This is a genomic window from Aeromicrobium erythreum (assembly GCF_001509405.1).
Taxonomy (GTDB): Bacteria; Actinomycetota; Actinomycetes; order Propionibacteriales; family Nocardioidaceae; genus Aeromicrobium; species Aeromicrobium erythreum.
Genome location: NZ_CP011502.1, coordinates 1,566,126 through 1,585,105, shown reverse-complemented (window position 1 = coordinate 1,585,105; position 18,980 = coordinate 1,566,126). Strand labels below are relative to the sequence as shown.

The 18,980-nt window shown below is 74.2% G+C and carries 20 protein-coding genes; 6 read left to right on the top strand and 14 right to left on the bottom strand.

Annotation, left to right across the window (positions count from 1 at the left end; all coding sequences use genetic code 11):
- Positions 1-104: 104 nt before the first annotated feature.
- Positions 105-920: a translation elongation factor Ts gene (gene tsf / locus Aeryth_RS07455; RefSeq protein WP_067856651.1), complete on the bottom strand. Its 816-nt coding sequence runs from the start codon at positions 918-920 to the stop codon at positions 105-107.
- A 93-nt stretch (positions 921-1,013) separates the two neighbouring features.
- The gene (gene rpsB, locus Aeryth_RS07450; protein WP_067856648.1) at positions 1,014-1,889 is read right to left on the bottom strand and encodes a 30S ribosomal protein S2; all 876 of its coding nucleotides are present in this window, start codon (positions 1,887-1,889) and stop codon (positions 1,014-1,016) included.
- 334 nt (positions 1,890-2,223) lie between these two features.
- On the opposite strand from rpsB, the gene Aeryth_RS07445 reads away from it, so the two are divergent.
- Positions 2,224-3,162, top strand: coding sequence for a M23 family metallopeptidase (locus Aeryth_RS07445; protein WP_067856645.1), 939 nt, complete (start codon positions 2,224-2,226; stop codon positions 3,160-3,162).
- Here the strand turns inward: Aeryth_RS07445 and Aeryth_RS07440 are convergent.
- Genes Aeryth_RS07440 through Aeryth_RS07430 form a run of 3 tightly spaced genes read right to left on the bottom strand, consistent with a single transcriptional unit; the run spans position 3,119 to position 7,402 of the window.
- Positions 3,119-4,519 carry a condensation domain-containing protein gene (locus Aeryth_RS07440; protein WP_067856641.1) on the bottom strand — a complete coding sequence of 467 codons (1,401 nt, stop codon included), beginning with the start codon at positions 4,517-4,519 and terminating at the stop codon, positions 3,119-3,121. The two genes, Aeryth_RS07445 and Aeryth_RS07440, sit on opposite strands and share 44 nt — an antisense overlap.
- The gene (locus Aeryth_RS17650; RefSeq protein ID WP_067856639.1) at positions 4,500-5,984 is read right to left on the bottom strand and encodes a hypothetical protein; all 1,485 of its coding nucleotides are present in this window, start codon (positions 5,982-5,984) and stop codon (positions 4,500-4,502) included. Before Aeryth_RS17650 ends, Aeryth_RS07440 begins: the two co-directional genes overlap by 20 nt.
- Positions 5,981-7,402: a condensation domain-containing protein gene (locus tag Aeryth_RS07430; protein ID WP_067856636.1), complete on the bottom strand. Its 1,422-nt coding sequence runs from the start codon at positions 7,400-7,402 to the stop codon at positions 5,981-5,983. The genes Aeryth_RS17650 and Aeryth_RS07430 overlap by 4 nt, the downstream gene beginning before the upstream one ends.
- A gap of 205 nt (positions 7,403-7,607) precedes the next feature.
- Between Aeryth_RS07430 and Aeryth_RS07425 the strand changes: the two genes are divergently transcribed.
- Genes Aeryth_RS07425 through Aeryth_RS07405 form a run of 5 tightly spaced genes read left to right on the top strand, consistent with a single transcriptional unit; the run spans position 7,608 to position 12,156 of the window.
- The gene (locus Aeryth_RS07425) at positions 7,608-8,360 is read left to right on the top strand and encodes a hypothetical protein (protein ID WP_144433716.1); all 753 of its coding nucleotides are present in this window, start codon (positions 7,608-7,610) and stop codon (positions 8,358-8,360) included.
- The gene (locus Aeryth_RS07420; RefSeq protein WP_158509195.1) at positions 8,303-8,950 is read left to right on the top strand and encodes a hypothetical protein; all 648 of its coding nucleotides are present in this window, start codon (positions 8,303-8,305) and stop codon (positions 8,948-8,950) included. The genes Aeryth_RS07425 and Aeryth_RS07420 overlap by 58 nt, the downstream gene beginning before the upstream one ends.
- 43 nt (positions 8,951-8,993) lie before the next feature.
- Positions 8,994-9,956 (top strand): ATP-binding cassette domain-containing protein, encoded by a 963-nt coding sequence (locus Aeryth_RS07415; protein WP_067856628.1) that lies wholly within the window; start codon positions 8,994-8,996, stop codon positions 9,954-9,956.
- On the top strand, positions 9,953-10,762 hold the full coding sequence (locus tag Aeryth_RS07410) for an ABC transporter permease (RefSeq protein WP_067856625.1): 810 nt from the start codon (positions 9,953-9,955) through the stop codon (positions 10,760-10,762). Before Aeryth_RS07415 ends, Aeryth_RS07410 begins: the two co-directional genes overlap by 4 nt.
- A 20-nt stretch (positions 10,763-10,782) precedes the next feature.
- Positions 10,783-12,156 carry a hypothetical protein gene (locus tag Aeryth_RS07405; protein WP_067856622.1) on the top strand — a complete coding sequence of 458 codons (1,374 nt, stop codon included), beginning with the start codon at positions 10,783-10,785 and terminating at the stop codon, positions 12,154-12,156.
- A 22-nt stretch (positions 12,157-12,178) separates the two neighbouring features.
- On the opposite strand, the gene Aeryth_RS07400 is transcribed toward Aeryth_RS07405, so the two are convergent.
- The 9 genes from Aeryth_RS07400 to rplS all read right to left on the bottom strand — a co-directional run bounded on the left by Aeryth_RS07400 (position 12,179) and on the right by rplS (position 18,845).
- Positions 12,179-13,090, bottom strand: coding sequence for a tyrosine recombinase (locus Aeryth_RS07400; RefSeq protein ID WP_067856619.1), 912 nt, complete (start codon positions 13,088-13,090; stop codon positions 12,179-12,181).
- A gap of 17 nt (positions 13,091-13,107) precedes the next feature.
- Entirely contained in the window at positions 13,108-14,298 is a 1,191-nt protein-coding gene (locus tag Aeryth_RS07395) for a DNA-processing protein DprA (RefSeq protein WP_158509194.1), read from the bottom strand.
- Positions 14,295-15,869, bottom strand: a complete 1,575-nt coding sequence (locus Aeryth_RS07390) for a YifB family Mg chelatase-like AAA ATPase (RefSeq protein WP_067856616.1) — start codon at positions 15,867-15,869, stop codon at positions 14,295-14,297. The genes Aeryth_RS07395 and Aeryth_RS07390 overlap by 4 nt, the downstream gene beginning before the upstream one ends.
- Complete coding sequence (locus tag Aeryth_RS07385) at positions 15,869-16,231, bottom strand: YraN family protein (protein ID WP_067856613.1); 363 nt, start codon at positions 16,229-16,231, stop codon at positions 15,869-15,871. The genes Aeryth_RS07390 and Aeryth_RS07385 overlap by 1 nt, the downstream gene beginning before the upstream one ends.
- Before the next feature lie 95 nt (positions 16,232-16,326).
- The gene (locus Aeryth_RS07380) at positions 16,327-16,695 is read right to left on the bottom strand and encodes a hypothetical protein (RefSeq protein WP_067856610.1); all 369 of its coding nucleotides are present in this window, start codon (positions 16,693-16,695) and stop codon (positions 16,327-16,329) included.
- A gap of 8 nt (positions 16,696-16,703) precedes the next feature.
- Positions 16,704-17,012 (bottom strand): DUF2469 domain-containing protein, encoded by a 309-nt coding sequence (locus Aeryth_RS07375; RefSeq protein ID WP_067856607.1) that lies wholly within the window; start codon positions 17,010-17,012, stop codon positions 16,704-16,706.
- Positions 17,009-17,743: a ribonuclease HII gene (locus Aeryth_RS07370; RefSeq protein ID WP_083516330.1), complete on the bottom strand. Its 735-nt coding sequence runs from the start codon at positions 17,741-17,743 to the stop codon at positions 17,009-17,011. The genes Aeryth_RS07375 and Aeryth_RS07370 overlap by 4 nt, the downstream gene beginning before the upstream one ends.
- Positions 17,744-17,753: 10 nt before the next feature.
- Positions 17,754-18,440, bottom strand: a complete 687-nt coding sequence (gene lepB, locus Aeryth_RS07365) for a signal peptidase I (RefSeq protein WP_236749845.1) — start codon at positions 18,438-18,440, stop codon at positions 17,754-17,756.
- A gap of 54 nt (positions 18,441-18,494) precedes the next feature.
- Positions 18,495-18,845: a 50S ribosomal protein L19 gene (gene rplS, locus Aeryth_RS07360; protein ID WP_067856601.1), complete on the bottom strand. Its 351-nt coding sequence runs from the start codon at positions 18,843-18,845 to the stop codon at positions 18,495-18,497.
- Between the last annotated feature and the right edge of the window lie 135 nt (positions 18,846-18,980).

The window sequence follows — 18,980 nt, the reverse complement described above, 5'->3', positions numbered from 1 at the left end:
GGCCCCGGCGTCCGCGGTGCTGAGGTCGGCCGGGTCACCGTGCGTCGGGTGGTGGGTCACGATGCTCCGGTCCTTCCTGTCGTGGTGCTGGTCGGCTCCGTGGATCAGGCGCCGATCTCGATGTGCGCGAAGCGCTTGACGTCCACGCCGGCGCCGTCGAGGACCGCCTTGACCGTCTTCTTGTTGTCGGTGACCGACGGCTGGTCGAGCAGGACGACGTCCTTGAAGAAGCCGTTGACGCGACCCTCGGTGATCTTCGCGATCGCCTGCTCGGGCTTGCCCTCCTCGCGGGCCGTCGCCTCGGCGATCTCGCGCTCCTTGGCGACGATGTCGGCGGGGACGTCCTCACGGGTGAGGTAGCGCGGACGCATCGCGGCGATCTGCATGGCGGCGCCGCGGGCGGCGTCGAGGTCGTCACCGGTGTACTCGACGAGGACGCCGACGGCGGGCGGCAGGTCGCTGGCGCGACGGTGCAGGTAGACGGCGACCTGGCCGTCGAACGCGGCCACGCGGCCGAGCTGGATCTTCTCGCCGATGACGGCGGCGAGGGCGCTGATGGTCTCCTCGACGGTCTTGCCGTCGTCGAGGGTCGTCTTCGCGAACGCGTCGGCGTCGGCGGGCTTCGTGGCGTCGGCCGCGGCGGCGAGCCGCTCGGCGAGCGCGATGAACTGCTCGTTCTTCGCGACGAAGTCGGTCTCGGAGTTCAGCTCGACGATCGCGTTGCCGGAGCTGGCCACGAGACCGGCGGAGGCCTCGCGCTCGGCGCCGCGCTTGGCGGCCTTCGCGGCACCGGAGATGCGCAGGATCTCGACGGCCTTGTCGAAGTCGCCGTCGGCCTCGGTGAGGGCCTTCTTGGCGTCCATCATGCCCGCGCCGGTGGCGTCGCGGAGCTTCTTCACGTCTGCGGCAGCAATGGCCATGTGAGGGTCTCTTCCCTGGGTCGTGGTGGTGGAAGGGGGGTGGTCGGGTGCCGGAGGTCGTCCGGCACCCGACCGGGTGTCACGGGGTCGACGTCACTTCTCGGCGGCGGCCGGCTCGGTCGCCTCGGCGGCGGGGGTCGCCTCGGCCGCGGGGGCGTCGGCCGCGGGGGCCTCGGCGGGGGCGTCGTCCTTCTTCTCCAGGAGCTCGCGCTCCCACTCGGCGAGCGGCTCGCCGTCACCGAGCTCGGAGCCGGCCTCCTCGGCGCCCGTCTTGGCGCCGCCGCGCTGCAGCAGGCCCTCGGCGACGGCGTCGGCGACGACGCGCGTCAGGACGCTGACCGAGCGGATGGCGTCGTCGTTGCCCGGGATCGGGTAGGTGACGTCGTCGGGGTCGCAGTTGGTGTCGAGGATCGCGACGATCGGGATGTTCAGCTTCTTGGCCTCGTCGACGGCGAGGTGCTCCTTCTTGGTGTCGACGATCCACACCGCGGACGGCGTGCGGCCCATGTCGCGCACACCACCGAGGGTGCGGTTGAGCTTGTCGTACTCGCGACGCATCTGGAGGAGCTCCTTCTTCGTGCGGCCGGAGCCGGCCACGTCGTCGAAGTCGATCTCCTCGAGCTCCTTCATGCGCTGGAGGCGCTGGTGCATCGTCTGGAAGTTGGTGAGCATGCCGCCCAGCCAGCGCTGGTTCACGTAGGGCATGCCGACGCGCTTGGCCTGCTCCTCGATCGGCTCCTGCGCCTGGCGCTTCGTGCCGACGAAGAGGATCGTGCCGCCGCGGGCGACGGTGTTCTTGACGAACTCGTAGCCGGCGTCGATGTAGGCCAGCGACTGCTGCAGGTCGATGATGTAGATGCCGTTGCGCTCGGTGAAGATGAAGCGCTTCATCTTCGGGTTCCAGCGACGGGTCTGGTGCCCGAAGTGGACGCCGCTCTCGAGCAGCTCTCGCATGGTGACGACCGCCATGGTCGATCCTTCCTGTGGACGCACCGGCCCGAGGGCGGGTGGTCCGGTTCCTGGTTGACGCACCACCGGTCGGTGGTGCCCTGACTCCCGCGCCGCGCGAGCCGACCTGCGAGCAGGACCAGGGTCGCGCCCGAGGTTCGACCGGCTGGCGGTGTCACGACGGAGGCGGGCGTGCGAATTTCACGTCCGAGGACGTGATGGGGCCAGTCTAGGACACGGGGCCGGAGATCGAGAAATCCACAGGTCGGCGGCGACCGCGTGCCGCACGTCGACGGCGTCCACACCTCTGCGTCGGCCCCTGGAGCGGCGGCGTCGGCGACGGTTGGCTCGGGTCATGCGTCGTCCGTCCTCGAGCGCCCTGCTCCTGCTGGTCCCCCTCCTCACGCTGCTGACGCTCCTCCTGCCCGGCCCGGCCGTCGCTGACGAGAGGCCCGCCGACGGCCCGCCGTGGCGGTGGCCTCTGGGCTCGCGCCAGGTGACGGCGGACTTCGACCTGCCCGACGGGCCCTACCGTGCGGGTCACCGTGGCGTCGACCTGCCCGGTCGCGCCGGTGAGCCGGTCCGCTCGGTAGCGGTCGGGCGGGTGTTGTTCTCGGGCACCGTCGCCGGCGTGGGCGTGGTGACGGTCGAGCACGGGGCGGAGCGGTCCACCTACCAGCCCGTGGTCCGCCGGGTCGTCCGCGCCGGCGACGCGGTGGAGGCGGGCGACGTCCTCGGCCGGCTCGACGTCGCGGGGTCGCACTGTGCCGGACCGTGCCTGCACCTCGGCCGACTCGCCGGCGAGCGCTACCTCGACCCCCGGGGGCGCCTGACGGGTGCGTCGCGGTTCGTGCTCGTCGACCCGGACGGCCCGCTCCCCCGCCCGCCCGCGGGCACGTCCGGCGCGGCAGGAGGGACGGGTGCGTGGTCGCGACCGGTGGGAGGGCCGGTCACGTCGGCGTACGGGATGCGGGTGCACCCGGTCACCGGGGTGCGCACGCTGCACGACGGCGTCGACCTCGGCGCCGCGTGCGGCACGCCGGTGCGGGCCGCGCGCGCCGGCACGGTGCGCAGCGTGGGCGACGACGGACCCTACGGCCTGCGGGTCGTGGTCGAGCACGGCCAGGGTGTCGAGACGGGCTACGCGCACCTCTCCGCCACGTCGGTCGCACCCGGCGCACGGGTGACGCCGCGCACCGTGCTTGGCGCGGTCGGCTCGACCGGCCTGTCGACCGGCTGCCACCTGCACTTCATGGTGACCCGACGGGGTGAGCCGGTCGACCCGCTCCGGTGAGGGCGAGCGGAGAGCTGCACGGCCCCGACGTCATCGACGCGATCCGCTCCCGCCAGCGCTCGAGCAGGCTCGCGACCACCCGGGCCGCCGTCAGCGTGGCGGGCGTGCGGACGCGGACACCGAGACCCTCGGGGGTGCGCGAGACCCACACCTGCAGGTCGTCGGCCAGGGTCGGTGCCGACACGTGGTGGGCCCGGCGCCCTAGCAGCTCCCGGTGCCCGGGCAGGCGCCGGTAGTCGAGGTAGGAGGCCATGAAGACGTCGGTCCGCTCGCGCACCAGCGGACGCGACACGCTGCCCAGCACCTGGTCGAGGGGCACGGCCGCCATCGCGCGAGCGGCGGCGACGGCTCGGGCCGCGTGCGCGAGCGTCGCGCACGGGTCGGGGTGCGACGCCAGCTCGACGGGGACCGTGGTGGTGAGCCACCCGACCGTCCGTCGCTCGGCGGGCGTCGACCGGAGGTGGACCGGCATGAGGAGCGGCAGCACGACCGGCCCGCCCACGTCGGCCACCGCGCAGGCGAGCGCGGCGAGCGCAGCCGTCGCCGTGGACCCGCCGTGCAGCCGGGCGTGCCCGCCGAGCCGGTCCGCGACGCCGGCGTCGGCCAGCACCGACACCTCGGTGCGCTGCGCGGCCCGCTCGCCGGGCTCGACGCCCAACGACAGGGGGAAGGTCGGCAGGCGGTGGTCCTGGCGCGCGAGGAAGTCGTGCCAGGACCGCAGTCGGGCGTCGTCGGCGGGCACGCGCAGCGGCGGGGCGGCCAGTCCGGCGACGAAGCACGCCGTCTCGGGCAGGTCCGGCACGCGTCCCTCCTCCGCGAGGCCGACGTACACGGTGTGGAGGTCGTCGACCAGCACGGCCAAGGAGTAGGCGTCGACGTGGAGGTGGTCGAGCCCGAGCACGACCGTCGAGCGGTCCGGGCGCGAGATCGCGGCGGGCCAGAAGGCCGGGTACGACAACGGCCAGCACGCGGCGTCCAGCTCTCGACGCACGTGGTCGCGGGTCTCGGCGACGGTCGACGTGGGCACGTCGGCACGGCGGGTCCAGCGCAGGTCGGCTGCGTCGTGGTGCCTGCCGTGCACGGCACCGGCCACCACTGTTGCGCCGACCTGCAGGGCACTGTGCCGGGCGACGACGGCTCGGTAGGCTCCCTCGAGCGCCGCCACGTCGACGGGACCCTCGACGTCGAACCCCGCGGCCATCCACACCGAGGGCTCTCCCGCGACCGCCGCGGCGAGGTGGTTGCGCTGGTTGAGGGAGAGGTCGACGCGGCGCCCCGGGGTCCCGCCGGGCTCGACGGCCCACGAGACGACGGTGCCCGGCGCGGGCGTCCAGAGGTCAGCCGACGTGACCAGCACGGCTGGTCTCCACCTCGGGCAGCGACGTCGACCCGTCGGCCAGCGCCGCGACCACACGGGCCAGCACGGCGGAGTACCGCGCGATCGCGTCGTGCGCCTCGGGCGTGTCGGGGTGCTGCAGCCCGACGTAGAGACGCTCCGCGTCGCGGTTGACCCACATCGAGGCGTTGGCCGTGCGGCCCTCGCCCGTGAAGTGCACCCCGCGCTCGTGCGCGGGCCGGCCCGCCCCGGGGAACCGACGGACGTCGAGGTAGGAGACCAGCTGCGGCGACCCCACGCCATCGGGTCCGAGGACACCTGTCCGCAGCATCTCGGCCAGGGCGACGTGCGCCGGCATGCGCGACGTGCGACGGCCGGTCTCGAACCCGGCGTGCGCGGCGACCAGCAGGGCGTCGAGGTCGTCGGCGTGCGGCGCGACCTCGAACAGCACGGGCGCGAAGGTGCAGAACCAGCCGTGCGACCGCAGGTACGGACCGGTGTCGCGGGCGCCCAGCACCGTCACGCCGGCGTAGGTCGCCCGGTCCGCCAGCAGGTGGTCGGTCGCTGCGAGCGCCGCGAAGACCGCGGAGACCGTCCGCACGCCGAGCGCGCGGCACCGGGCGTCCAGACGCGAGGCGGCCTGCGCGTCGAGCAGGTCGTAGGAGGCGATGTGCACGGGCGCCGTCGCACCGCGCTCGAGACCGAGGTCGAGCGGGAAGGACGGCAGACGTCCCCCTTGGGACCCGACGAGGTCGGCCCAGGCGCGGACCTCGGGCGAGGACGCGTCGTAGGTGGCGGCGCGGGCGCGCTCCTCGGCCGCGAAGACGCCGAACGGTCCCGACTCCTCCGGGGTCGGCAGCGCCCCCTCGACCAGAGCGGGACCGCCGGGCTCGGCCACCTCCGCCGCGTAGAGGTCGGCGAGCTCGGAGGCGACCATGAGCTGAGACGCGCCGTCGGTGAAGGCGTGGTCGCAGCCCCAGAAGAGGCCGAACCCGTCGACGCGCTCGACCGCGCCGAGCACGAACCCCGGCCAGGCGTCGGGCCGACAGGCGGCGTCGAAGGTCCGGACCAGGTGCGCCTGCAGGGCCTCGGCCCACGAACCGTCCCCGACGTCCAGCTCCTGCACGTCGACGACCGCGTGCTCGACGTCGGCCAGCGGCACGACGTGACGGACGGGGACCTCGCCGGTCAGGTCGAACCATGACCGCAGCCCCTCGTGCGTCGTCACCAGCCGCGTCAGCGCGCGGGCGAGGGCGTCGCGGTCGAGCGGGCCGTCGAGGTCGGTCGCGACCCCGGTCCAGGCGCGGTGCACGCCGCCCGCGCGCTGCCGGGCCGCGTAGGCCCTCAGGTGGTCGGCCTGCAGGAACGACGGCGGGGCGGCGTCGACGGGTGCCTCGGCGGCGGCCGCGAGGCTCTCCGGCGTCGGACCGAGGGTCAGCACCGTGCCGGGCGCCGTGCGCCACTGCGCCATCTCCGCGAGGATCATCGGTCCGCCGCCGTCACGAGACCGCTCTGCCGCTCGTGCTCCACCATGTCGGCGAAGACTGCGCGCAGGTGGGCCGCGAGACCTCGCACGGCCGCGTCGACGGCCCAGGCGCCCGGGTAGCGGGCCGAGAGGTTCAGTCCGCCCTGGTGGCGGATGAGCCAGAGGTACAGCTCGTCCGGGGCGAACACCGGGGACCTCAGCGCGCGGGCCTGCTGCGCCGGCCAGCGCTCGGCACCCGGCACGTGCCGGACGTCGACGTAGGACACGACGAAGTGCGGCGTGTCGCCGACGCCCAACAGCTCAGCGACCCGCGGGAACGGGTGCCTCGCGAGGTCCTTGACCTCGCGCGTCGCGACGTCGGCCCGGGCGACCGCCTCGCCGAACGTGTGCGTCCCCGACAGGTCGAGGTCGACGGGGCACAGGCCCACGTACCACCCGACCGACTCGCGGTGACGCGGGTCGTGGCGGGTGTGCATCGGCATCACGAACCGCAGCCGCTCGACGCCGGAGCGTCGCCGTGACGCGATCCCCAGGGCCGCGAGGCCGGCCGCCTGCAGCCCGACGCCCTGCTCGCGCAGCCGTCGGCCGAGCTCGTCGGTCTCCGGCCCGCCCAGCACCCACGTCGAGAGGCTGCGCTGGCGTCGGGGACGGTCGTCGACGCCGGCCGCGGCGACGTCGGGGTGGTGCGGGAACGCCGGCACGTCGCGCGGTGCGCCGTTCTCGTCGAGCGACGTGAACGCGCGCCAGCGCAGCACGGCGGGGTGGTCCGCCGACAGCTCCTCCCCCGCCCGGCGGTCGACGGCCGAGAAGTCGACGTGGCTGCCCACGTCGAGCACGGCGAGCGCGTCGTCGTCGACCCCGGCGAGGGCCTGGCGGTACAGGTCCTCCATCTCGGCGAACCAGAGCACCTGCGAGTAGGCGTCCATCACGCTGTGGTCGGCGGCGAAGACCAGGACGAAGCCCTCGGCGTGCGTGCCACGGACGGTCGCGAACACGCAGTGCGGCCAGGTGACGGGCGACAGCCTCGCCAGGAACTGCGCCACCTCGACCCGCGCCGCGTCGCTGGAGCGGTGCCCGAGCACCTCCGGTCGCACGTCGACCCGTGAGTGGTGGACCGTCTGCCGCTGCCACGCGCAGGTCGACGCGGAGTCGGCGGTCCTCCGGACGGTCGTGCGCAGCACCTCGTGGCGCGCGATCCAGGCCCGCAGTGCACGGCGCAGGGCGTCGGCGTCGAACGGCAGCGGCACCCGCATGGCCGAGCCGATCCACGAGCCGTCGGGATCTCGTTCCAGGTGGGCGGCATGGTCGTAGGACAGTCCGCGCGGGTCGTCCTCCCACGCGTCGGACGCCGTCGTCGGCGTCCAGGTCGTCACGATCCCCGCTGGGATCGGGTAGTCGTCGAGCTCGGTGTACTCCATGGCAGTGCTCCCCCCGTCCGGTGCGCCACCGGTCTCTTCGGTGACGCGATCCATCCGCCACGGCCGCGCACTCCTCGCGGTCGTTGCTCGCCAGTCTGCGCGCCTCCGCGGAGTGCGCGCGACGTGATGATGCTCACGCGCCTTTCCCTCTGGACACGGTCGGCGACGGGCCGCTTGACTCGGCAGAACCTGGGGGGGGGTGTTCATGATGGCGATCGACCACGCGACGGTTCGTCTGACGTTCGGGGACGACCTGTTCCTGCGACGGCACCGCGGCGTGGGGACGCCGATCGTCAACCAGTTCGTCTGGCGTCTCGACCACGTCGTGCCGACCGCGGCGCTGGTCCGGCTGCGCGACGAGCTGGCCCGCGGGGCGCTCTCGCGTCGCGCGGACCGTCCCCGCGTGCCCGGCGCACGTGGTCGCTGGTCGCGGGCGCCCCATGCCCCGGCGCTCGACGTCGAGCCGACCGTGCTCCAGGAGTGCGACGTCGTCGACTGGCTCCGGTCCAACCACACCGCTCCGCTGCACCCTGGCCGCGGCGACTCCTGGCGGCTGGCGAGCGCGCGGCTGTCCGACGGCGGCTCGCTGCTGTCGCTGATCGTCGACCACGCCGTCGCCGACGGTGGCGCGATGGTCGACGCCGTCGAGCGGGCGGCCTCCGGGCGGGCGCCGTTGACCCTGCCCGACCGCGACGGCACGTGGGGGACGCTGCGGGCCGACCTGCAGGACGCGGCGCGCCAGGTCCGGGCCGTCGTGCGCTGGGGCGCCACGAGCGCGCTGCGACAGCGTGGCGGCGCGACCTCCCCCGCGGGGGCGACGCCGGCGCCGCCCCCGACGGGCCGACCGCGCCCCAGGGCTGGGTGGTCCCCACCGTCGTGGCGGAGTGCCGCACGGCCGACGTGGAGGCTGCAGCGGCGCGGCACGGCGGGACCCTCAACACCTGGTTCGTCGCGCTGAGCGCGTCCCTGGTCGGGTCGGCCGGGATCACGGACGAGGACGAGCCCGTGCTGGTGGCACTGCCCGTCACCGCGCGAGGCGCCGACGACCCTCGCGCCAACGCCACGCGGATCGCCCGCGTCGCCGTCGACCCGACCGACCTGCGACGTCACGACCTCGCACCGCTGCGGGCGGGCTGCCGCCAGGCCTACGCCCAGCTCGGCACGCGCGACACGTCGGCCAAGGACGCCGACACCGGCTCGCTCCTCACGCTCGTGCAGATGCTGCCCGACGCGGTCGTGCGCCGGCTGCCGGTGCCGACCGGCCCCCGCGTGCTGGCGTCGAACCTCGGGACGATGTCCCCGGCGTTCAGCGCCCCGACCGGCACGCCGGCCCGCAGCATCGCCGCGCTGGCCGGGCACCGGGTGGTCGACGACGCCGAGATCCGTGTCCTCGGCGGCGGGCTGACGGCGTGGGCGTGCACCTCCGGCGAGCGCACCACCGTGACGGTCGCCGCGCTCGACCCGGCGCGGGTGCCCGACGACGAGACCTTGCGTGACCTGGTGCGCTCGGGCCTGGCGGCGTGGCACGTCGAGGCACGGCTGTGGTGAGCGTCGGGCGCTGCGCGCCGCGACCTGACGGAGGGGGACGACGATGACCGAGTGGGCCATCCGGGCCGAGGGGCTGGTCAAGACGTACGGGGAGCAGCGGGCGCTCGACGGCCTCGACCTGTCCGTCCGCGCCGGCACGGTGCATGCCGTGCTCGGCCCGAACGGTGCCGGGAAGACGACGGCCGTGCGCGCCCTCGCGACGCTGGTCCGCCTCGACGGCGGGCGCGCGGAGGTCTTCGGGCAGGACGTGACGCGCTCCCCCACGCAGGTGCGCTCCCTCGTCGGCCTCACCGGCCAGTACGCCGCGCTCGACGAGCTGCTGACGGCGCACGAGAACCTCTACCTCTTCGCCCGTCTGGTCGGCTGGCGACGAGCGGAGGCCCGCTCCCGCGCGGCCGACCTGCTCGAGCGGTTCGGTCTGACGCACGTGGCTCACCGCGCCGTCTCGACCTTCTCCGGGGGCATGCGGCGACGTCTCGACATCGCCGCCAGCCTCCTCGGCGACCCGCCGCTGCTCTTCCTCGACGAGCCCACGACCGGGCTCGACCCACGCACGCGCGCCGACATGTGGGCGACGGTGCGCGAGCTCGTCGCGCAGGGCACGACGGTGCTGCTCACGACCCAGTACCTGGAGGAGGCGGACCAGCTCGCCGACCGGATCGCGGTGATCGACCGCGGACGCGTCGTCGCGGACGGCACGCCCGCCGAGCTCAAGGAGTCCGTCGGCGGCCTGACGCTCCACCTCGTCGTGGCCGACCCGGCGCGCCGTGTCGAAGCGGCCCGTGTCCTGCACGAGGTGACCGGTCAGGTCCCCCAGGACGACGGCGTGCTGCTGGCCGCGCCGATCCGGTCGGGCGCCGTGACGTCCGACGTCGTGCTGGCGCTCGCCGCACGCGGTATCGAGATCGGCGAGCTCAGCGCGGCCCGCCCGAGCCTCGACGAGGTCTTCTTCGCGCTCACGGGAGCGCTCGACGCGCCCGGCCCCCAGCGTCAGGACGCGGCATGAGCGCCGCGATCGGCGCTCAGGTCCGACCGGCGCCGCGCGGTGGGGTCGGCCCGCTGTCGGCGCTCGCCCAGGTGCTCACGTTCGGCCACCGGGGACTCCTGCGGGTCCGCCACGACCCGCAGCGCCTCTTCGACGTCATCGTGCTGCCGGTCGTCGGCACCATCCTGTTCGCGAACGTCTTCGGAGGTGCCGTCGCGGGCGGCGTCGACGCCTACCTTCCCCAGCTCGTGCCCGGTGTGCTCGTGCAGATCGCCGTCACGGCGTCGGTCGTCACGGGGGTGCAGCTGCGCGACGACATCGACCGCGGCGTGTTCGACCGCTTCCGGTCGCTCCCCGTGGCCCGCACGGCACCGCTCGCAGGTGCCCTGCTGGCTGACGTGGTCCGCTACGTCGTGGCGGTGACCATGACGGTGGTCGTCGGCGTGACGATGGGCTACCGGCCGGAGTCGTGGGCCGGGCTCGTCGCCGGCTGCGCTCTGGTCGTGCTGAGCGGCTTCACCATGAGCTGGGTCTTCGCCTTCATGGGCGTCATGATGCGCAGCGCCGCCGCCGTCCAGGGCGTCTCGATGCTCGTCCTGACGCCGCTGTCGTTCATGTCGAACGCGCTGGTGCCCACCGAGACGATGCCGGCGTGGATGCGTGCCATCGCGGAGGTCAACCCGGTCACGCACCTGGTCTCCGCGGTGCGCGACCTCGCCGGGGGCGACCCCGCCGCCGGGTCGGTGCTCACCGCGCTGCTCGGCTCCCTCGCCGTGCTCGCGATCTTCGCACCGCTCACGGTGCGGGCCTACGTCCGACGCGACTGAGCACGAGGACTGGAGGAGACGTGGACCTGCAGAGCACCCAGGTCGCGAGGGCGACCGCCACCGACGGCAACCGGTTGACCCTGGACGACGACCTCTTCGTCCGGGCGCACCGCGTCCTCGGGATCCCCGTGGTCAACCAGACGGTGTGGCGCTTCGACCGCCCCCTCCACCCGGCCGAGGTGGGACGGCTCGACCTCGGGCTCCGCGACGGACCTCTCGCCCGCTCGATCAGGCGGTCGCGGGTCCCCGGCGCGCGCGACACCTGGGTCGCGTCGTCGGCGGGTGGCCCGGTCCACGTCGCGACGTCGCCGCTGCGGCCGGGCGACGTCCTCGCGTGGGCCGAGGAGCGGGCGGCCGAGCCGCTCGACCCGTGGTCGGGCCCCACCTGGAGCCTCGCCACCGCCAGCACGACCGACGGTGGCTCGGTGCTCTCGTACCTGACGCCGCACGTCGTCTGCGACGGTGGCGCGCACGTCGCGGCTCTCGTCGCGGCGGTCGAGGGCGGCGGTCCGGGACGGTTGCCGGCGGAGGGGCCGACGCCCACGGTCCGCGACGACCTGCGCGACGCGGTGCGACAGGTGGGGCTCGCGCTGCGCGGAGGTGCCACCGCCGTGCGCGACGCGCTCAGGTCGTCGCGACCGCCGCGGACCGACGTGCAGACGTCGCGCGACGGACTCCTCGGCCCCGACCAGGCGGGCGACGACCTGCCGCGCGCGCCGGCCACCGTCGTCGTCGACCTCGACGCCCGGGCCTGGGACGAGGCGGCCGCTCGGCACGGAGGGACGTCGAACAGCCTGCTGGTCGCGGTGGCCGTGGAGGTGCTGCTGGCCTCGGGCCGGGTCGAGGCCGGACGCCCCGTGCGGGTGTCGCTGCCCGTGAGCCTGCGCGGCACGGACGACCTGCGCTCGAACGCGACATCGGGCGTCTCGATCGACGTCGTCACCGAGGTCGCGGACGGTGTCGGCCGCGTCGTCGACCTCGGGGCCGTCCGGGCGCAGGCCCGCAGCGCCTACGCGACGTTGTCGGGCGGCCGGCACGACCCGCTCGGGCCGTTGACGCAGCTGCTGCCGGACCCGGTGGTCGCGGTCCTGGCCCGAGGCGTCGCGGCACCGCTGTGCCTGTGCTCCAACCTGGGGCAGCTGCCGGCCACGTTCGCCGCGCCGCTGGGCCACCCGGCGACGTCGGTGCTGATGCGGTCGGTGACGCAGGGCGTCACGCCCTCGATGCTGCGTCGGACGCGTGGTGGCCTCACGGTCTGGTGGACCCGGCACGGCGACACCGCGACGCTGGCCGTGCTGGGGGTGGACCCGGACCACCTCGGGGACCGCGAGGCCCTGGCCCGTCTCGTCGTGGGGACGACGTCCCGCTGGGGCGTGCCGAGCACCCCGTGGTGAGCACGCGCCCGCCTCGGGGTCGCTAGGCGCGGGGGTGCGCGAGGCGGTAGGCGGCGCGCAGACGTTCGTTGCTGACGTGCGTGTAGATCTGCGTGGTGCCGAGCGACGCGTGGCCCAGCACCTCCTGCACGCTGCGCAGGTCGGCGCCCCCCTCCAGCAGGTGGGTCGCGGCGGTGTGGCGCAGCCCGTGCGGGCCGAGGTCGGGCGCACCGTCGACCGCGGCGAGCCGGTCGTGCACGACCTTGCGGGCCGTGCGCGGGTCGAGCCGGCCCCCACGGAGGCCGAGCAGCAGAGCGGGGCCGCTGTCGGACGTCGCCAGCGCCGGTCGGCCGGTGGTGAGCCAGGCGTCCAGCGCATGCGCCGCCGGCACGCCGTACGGGACGGACCGTTCCTTCCGGCCCTTGCCGAGCACGCGCACGAGTCGTCGGCCGGGGTCGACGTCGTCCACGTCGAGCCCGCACAGCTCCCCGACGCGGACGCCGGTGGCGTACAGCAGCTCGAGGACCAGCAGGTCGCGCAGGCCGACGGGCCCGTCGTCGGCGACCGACTCGGCCGTCGTGTCGAGCAGGGCCCGCACCTCGCTCTCGCTGAGGACGGCGGGCAGCTCGCGTCGTGCCTTCGGGCTGGCCAGCAGCGCGCCGGGGTCCGACGACGCCCGTCCGGTGCGGACGCACCACGCCGTGAACGTGCGCGCCGACGTGGCCCGTCGGGCGATGGTCGCGCGGGCGCGACCCAGCGTCTGCTGGTTGGCGAGCCAGCTGCGCAGCGCGCGGGTCGTGAGGTCGGCGGGCCCCTCGACGCCCAGCGCCTGTGCGTGCTCGGCGAGCTGGGAGAGATCGGTGCGGTAGCCGCGGACCGAGTGCTCGGAGAGGTTCCGCTCGTGGCGCAGGTGCTCGGCGAACGCCTCGACCGCGTCGTCCCAGGCTGCACCCATGACCCCAGGGTGACGGCTCAGCGCCGGGCCGTCGAGGCACCACGCGGGAGCACGAGCCAGCGGTCGCCCACGTGGACGCAGAGCCCCTGGCGCTCGAGGGCCGTGAGCAGCTCGGCGACCTCGGCACGACTCCCCCGTGCGGCCGCGGCGACGTCGGCAGCCGTGCGGGCCTGCTCGAAGGACAACGCGTCGAGCACACGACGCGCCAGGCGACCCAGCCTGTCGCGCTCGGTGTCGTCGATGCGTGCGGGCTCGGCGACGTCGGCGGTGACCCCGGCGACGGCGTCGAGCACCTCGCGACCGGTCGTGACCAGCACGGCTCGCCCGTCGCGGACCGCCTGGTGCACGCCGGCGGACTGCTGCGACGTGACCGGACCGGGGACGCCCATCGTCACGCGGCCGAGGGCGTCGGCCCAGTACAGCGTGTTGAGCGAGCCGCTGCGGCGGGCCGCCTCGACGACGACCGTCCCGACCGCGAGCGCCGCGATGATCCGGTTGCGCGACAGGAAGCGTGAGCGCATCGGCACCTGGCCGGGGGCCTGCTCGGAGACGACGAGTCCGTCCTGGCCGATCCGGCGCAGGAGCGACGCGTGGGTGCGCGGGTACTCGACGTCGGCCCCGCAGGCGAGCACCGCCACGGTCGGCCGGTGCTGCACGAGGGCGCCCCGGTGCGCGGCGGCGTCGATGCCGAACGCCGCGCCACTGACGACGGTGCCGCCCTGGTCGGCCACGTCGGCGGCGATCTCGGCCGCGCAGTCGCTCCCGTACGCGGTGCACGAGCGGGCGCCGACGACGGCCACCGCCTGCTCCGCGAGCCCGGCGAGGTCGGCAGGACCGCGGACCCAGAGCCCCAGCGGTGCGCCGGTGGTGCCTCCGTGCGGCTCCACGTGGTCGAGGTCGTCGAGGCCGGCCGGCCACTCCCGGTCGCCCGGCACCACCCAGCGCAGACCCTGCTCGTCGGCCCTGGCTCGGGCCGCGGCGACGTCGCGCTCGAGGCGCGGCGCGGCGTCGCGCCAGGCGTCCGGCAGCTGCGACGCGAGCGTGCCGCCACCCTGGCGGATCGCCGACACCACGGCGCCGGCACCGTGCTCAGCGAGCAACGGGACCAGCCGGGGGTCGCCCGGTTCGACGACGAGGCTCAGCGCGAGCCGTGCCTCGGCGTCGCGCAGCGCGTCGCCTCGACGGAACTGGTCGGTCCGTTCGCTCACGACGTCACCAGGTCGCGCAGCAGCGGACCGAGCGGCGTGCCGCGCCGCAGCGCGAGGGCGAGCTCGACGTCGTCGACGTCGGGCTGCCCGCCGTCCCGGAGGTCGCACACGGTCCAGGCCACCCTCAGGACCCGGTCGGCCGAGCGCGCCGAGAGTCGCTGCCCGCGCAGGTGGGAGTCGACGAGGCGTCGGGCGGCGTCGGTGGCCGGCCAGTGCTTGCGCAGGTCGACGCCCGGCACGTCGGCGTTGGCCTGCCAGGGCGTCCCGGCGAAGCGGACGGCCTGTCGCTCCCGGGCCCGACGCACGGCCGGTGCGAGCTGCGCGGTGGAGCGGGCACCCGCCGTCTCGTGGACCAGCTCGGGTCGGCTGGGCGGCACCAGCGTGCGGTGGATGTCGATGCGGTCGCGCACGGGCCCGGAGATCCGGTCGCGGTAGCGGCGCTGCATGAGCGGCGTGCACTCGCAGGGGTCGCTCACCGACCCGCCCTGCCCGCACGGGCAGGGGTTCGCGGCGAGCACGAGCTGGAACCGGGCGGGGAACGTCGCGGTCTGCGCCGCGCGCGAGACGACGACGTGCCCGGACTCCAAAGGCTGGCGCAGCGCGTCGAGCACGTTCGACGCGAACTCCGGTGCCTCGTCGAGGAAGAGGACGCCGCGGTGGGCCAGGCTGAGCGCGCCGGGACGGATCCCCCGCTGGCCTCCCCCGACGATCGCCACGGCGCTGGCAGTGTGGTGCGGGTCGACGAACGGCGGACGCTCCACGAGCGGCACGTCCGCCGGCAGCACGCCCGCCAGGGAGTGCACGGCACTGACCTCCAGGGCCTGCTCCCGCGTCAGGTCGGGCAGCAGGCCGGGAAGCCGCTGGGCCAGCATCGTCTTGCCGATGCCCGGCGGGCCGGTCATCAGCACGTGATGACCGCCGGCAGCTGCCACGACGACCGCGGTCCGGGTGTCCTCCTGCCCGGCGACGTCGGCGAGGTCGAGCCCGGCCACGCGGTCGACGTAGGCGTGCCCGAGCCCGACGCCCTCCTCCAGCGGCGGCACGGGCGGGTCGTCCGGCTCGTCCTCTCCCGTGAGCAGCGCGACCACCTGGCGCAGGGACCGCACGCCGACGACCTGCACGCCGCTCACGAGCTCGGCCTCCCCCACGTTCGACTCCGGCACGAAGACCCGCCCGAAACCGGCCTCGACGGCGGCGATCGTCGCCGGCAGCACTCCGCGCACCGCCCGCAGCCGACCGTCGAGGGCGAGCTCGCCGATGAAGACGGTGCCCGCCGTGGCCTCGACCGGCACCAGCGTCTTCTCGACGAACATCGCCACCCCGATCGCGAGGTCGTAGTGCGACCCGGTCTTCGGCAGCGTCGACGGGGCGAGGTTGATGGTCACGCGCTGGTCGGGCCAGGTCGTGCCGGAGTTGACGACCGCGGCACGCACCCGGTCGCGTGCCTCGTTGACGATCGTGTCGGCCAGACCGACCACGATCGTCTTGGGCAGACCCGAGGCGATGTCGACCTCCACCTCGATCGCCCGACCGGTCAGCCCGTCGAGGGTCACCGAGTGCGTCGCCGCCATCAGGCCACCCCGCCCATCCGCTCGACCACCGGACCGCCGCGCCGCGGGATCCGCACCGACACCACGTCGATCCGCACCGCCGCGGGCTCCGCCTCCTGCGCCTGCAGCCACGCCGACGCCGCCCGCCGCAGCCGAGCCGCCTTGCGCGCCGACACCGACTCGAAGCCCGTCCCGTGCCGCGAGCTCGTCCGCGTCTTGACCTCGCAGAACACGATCGTGTCGCCGTCCCTGGCCACCAGGTCGAGCTCACCCCACCGGCACGTCCACCGCCGCTCCAGGATCGTCATCCCCAGCGACTCCAGGTGCCGCGCCGCCACCTGCTCCCCGTACCGCCCCAGCGCGTCGTTGCGTGCCTGACTCATGCCCCCAGCCTCGCCACACCACGACGCCCACGACAGACCCCTCGCACGGGCTGTGGACGACCAGGACCAGCCCGACGAAGGGCCTGTGGACGTGGTCAGGAGCGGGTCGGCGCGGCCTGCTCGACGTACTCGACGACGTTGCCGTCGCCGTGGCGGGCGACGAGCCTGCGGCCGTTCGGCCCAGGCATCGGACCGTCGAGGAGGTCTCCCCCACCGCCCTGCACGGCGTCGACGACGACGTCGAGGTGGCGGACGATGATCGTCGCGGCGCGGGAGCGGGTGGCCTCGTCGGCGCCCTCGAGCAGGAGGAAGGGTCCGACCCACGCCAGCCGCACCGGTCCGAACGTGAAGGCGCGCACGTCGGTGGTGCCCGACAGGCGCTCGTACAGCGGTAGCGCCGCGTCGATGCTCTCCACCGGGATGCGCGCCAGGACGGCCACGACGTTCGACGGCGTCTCGTCCACGAGGTGCCTCAGGCGGACGGGATCTTCACGTCGGAGTCGGCGAGCTCCTCGACGTTGACGTCCTTGAAGGTGAGCACCTTGACGTTCTTGGCGAACCGGGCCGGACGGTAGATGTCCCACACCCAGGCGTCGTTCATCGACACCTCGAAGTAGGCGTCGCCGGTCTCGGAGCGGACCTTCACGTCGACCGCGTTGCACAGGTAGAAGCGACGGTCGGTCTCCACGACGTACTTGAAGATCTTCACGACGTCGCGGTACTCGCGGTAGAGCGCGAGCTCGGCCTCGGTCTCGTACTTCTCGAGGTCCTCTGCGCTCATCTGCCCTCCACGGCCTGCTCGATCGTGCTCGTCGTGTCGCTCCCCGGAACACTACCGGCCGGGACCGCGCAGCCGGGCAGGCTCCACGAACGTCGGTGGTGGTCGCTCGGGCCGTGCCGACGCAGCGCCTCGACGTGGGCGGGCGACGCGTAGCCCTTGTTCTCGTGCCAGCCGTACTGCGGGTGCTCCTGCGCGAGCTCGACCATGAGCGCGTCACGCGACGTCTTCGCCAGGATGCTCGCGGCGGCGACGGCTGCGCAGCGCAGGTCGGCCTTCACCGCGGTGACGACGGGTGGGAAGCTCGGCCCGGGTGCGTCGAGGAGCGACGGCTGCGCGGGCGCGCTCAGGTAGTCGTGGTTGCCGTCGAGCAGCACGAGGTCGGGCGTGGGGTCGAGGTCGACGAGCGCCCGGTGCGCGGCGAGCCGCATCGCGGCCATGATGCCGACCGCGTCGATCTCGGCGGGCGACGCGTGACCGACGCCGTAGCCCGCGCCGTGGGTGGTGGCCCACCGGCGGATGCGTGGCGCGAGCCGCGCGCGGGCGTCGGGCGAGAGCAGCTTGCTGTCGCGCACGCCCTGCGGTGCCGTGCGGGTCTGCTCGGTGACGGCGACGACGCCGACGCTCACCGGACCGCTGAGCGCACCGCGGCCGACCTCGTCGGCGCAGGCGAGCACGGTGCAGCGCTCGCGCAGGAGGCTGCGCTCGAACCGGAGGCTCGGACGTCCTGTCACTGCTGCTGCGTCACTCGCGCTTCGCGGGCGGGTCGTCGGGCACCTCGGCGAACGCGTCGGTGCCGCGGATGAAGCCCATGCGCTTCCACGGCCACACCCGCACCCACGCCTTGCCGACGACGGCGTCGACGGGGATGAAGCCGCCGCCCGGGTCGCCCTGGTGGACGCGCGAGTCGGCGGAGTTGCCGCGGTTGTCGCCCTCGACCCACAGGTGGTCCTTCGGGACGATCACGTCGAAGCGGGTCTCGCTGTTGGCGGCGGGGTCGCGCAGGTACGGCTCGTCGATGGACGTGCCGTTGACCGTGAGCCTGCCCTGCTCGTCGCAGCAGGCGACGCGGTCGCCGCCGACGCCGACGACGCGCTTGATGAGGTGGCCGCCGGTCGGGAAGAGACCGACGACCTCCAGCGCCTTCTGGACCGGGTTGCTGGCCTTGGCGTCCTCGCTGGCGTCGAGCCATCCCCCCGGGTCGTCGAACACGACGATGTCGCCACGCTGGGGATCGCCGGTCCAGTAGGAGACCTTCTGGACGAGGATCTTGTCGTTGACGAGCATCGTCGGTTCCATCGACTCCGACGGGATGTAGAACGCCTGCAGGAAGAAGGCCTTGACCACCACGGCCATCACCATGGCGATGACGACGAGGAGGATCGACTCCTGCCAGACGGGTAGCTGGCGCTTCTTCACGGTCTCACTCACGACGTGAGCCTAGACGCAGGAGCCACAGCGAGCAGGTGGGCACGCGGGAGGACCTCAGTCCTCGCGCTTCTCCTTGATCTTCGCGGCCTTGCCGCGCAGCGAGCGGAGGTAGTAGAGCTTCGCGCGACGCACGTCGCCGCGGGTCGCGACCTCGATCTTCTCGATGACGGGCGTGTGCAGCGGGAAGGTGCGCTCGACGCCGACGCCGAAGCTGACCTTGCGCACCGTGAAGGTGCGGCCGATGCCCGAGCCCTGCAGCTTGATGCAGACGCCCTGGAACACCTGGACGCGAGAGCGGTTGCCCTCGACGACCTTGACGTGGACCTTGAGGGTGTCGCCGGCGCGGAACGCGGGGACGTCGTCGCGACGGGACTCGGCTGCGACCTGGTCGACCAGGTTGGTCATGATCTACTCCTCGCCGGTGCCACAGGTCACCCACGGAAAACGATGGTGAAAAGAAAAGGGTCGTGCGGCGTCGGTCAGCGGATCCCCTGTGGCAGAACCGCGATGCGCCAGCAGCCAAGTATTCCACACGGGTCG

Coding starts and splice junctions, on each gene's coding strand:
- tsf (WP_067856651.1), bottom strand. CDS start 920: ATGGCCATTGCTGCCGCAGACGTGAAGAAGCTCCGCGACGCCACCGGC.
- Aeryth_RS07385 (WP_067856613.1), bottom strand. CDS start 16,231: ATGAGTCAGGCACGCAACGACGCGCTGGGGCGGTACGGGGAGCAGGTG.
- Aeryth_RS07415 (WP_067856628.1), top strand. CDS start 8,994: ATGACCGAGTGGGCCATCCGGGCCGAGGGGCTGGTCAAGACGTACGGG.
- Aeryth_RS07430 (WP_067856636.1), bottom strand. CDS start 7,402: ATGGAGTACACCGAGCTCGACGACTACCCGATCCCAGCGGGGATCGTG.
- Aeryth_RS07445 (WP_067856645.1), top strand. CDS start 2,224: ATGCGTCGTCCGTCCTCGAGCGCCCTGCTCCTGCTGGTCCCCCTCCTC.
- Aeryth_RS07400 (WP_067856619.1), bottom strand. CDS start 13,090: ATGGGTGCAGCCTGGGACGACGCGGTCGAGGCGTTCGCCGAGCACCTG.
- Aeryth_RS07375 (WP_067856607.1), bottom strand. CDS start 17,012: ATGAGCGCAGAGGACCTCGAGAAGTACGAGACCGAGGCCGAGCTCGCG.
- Aeryth_RS07410 (WP_067856625.1), top strand. CDS start 9,953: ATGAGCGCCGCGATCGGCGCTCAGGTCCGACCGGCGCCGCGCGGTGGG.
- rplS (WP_067856601.1), bottom strand. CDS start 18,845: ATGACCAACCTGGTCGACCAGGTCGCAGCCGAGTCCCGTCGCGACGAC.
- Aeryth_RS07425 (WP_144433716.1), top strand. CDS start 7,608: ATGATGGCGATCGACCACGCGACGGTTCGTCTGACGTTCGGGGACGAC.
- rpsB (WP_067856648.1), bottom strand. CDS start 1,889: ATGGCGGTCGTCACCATGCGAGAGCTGCTCGAGAGCGGCGTCCACTTC.
- Aeryth_RS07390 (WP_067856616.1), bottom strand. CDS start 15,869: ATGGCGGCGACGCACTCGGTGACCCTCGACGGGCTGACCGGTCGGGCG.
- Aeryth_RS17650 (WP_067856639.1), bottom strand. CDS start 5,984: ATGATCCTCGCGGAGATGGCGCAGTGGCGCACGGCGCCCGGCACGGTG.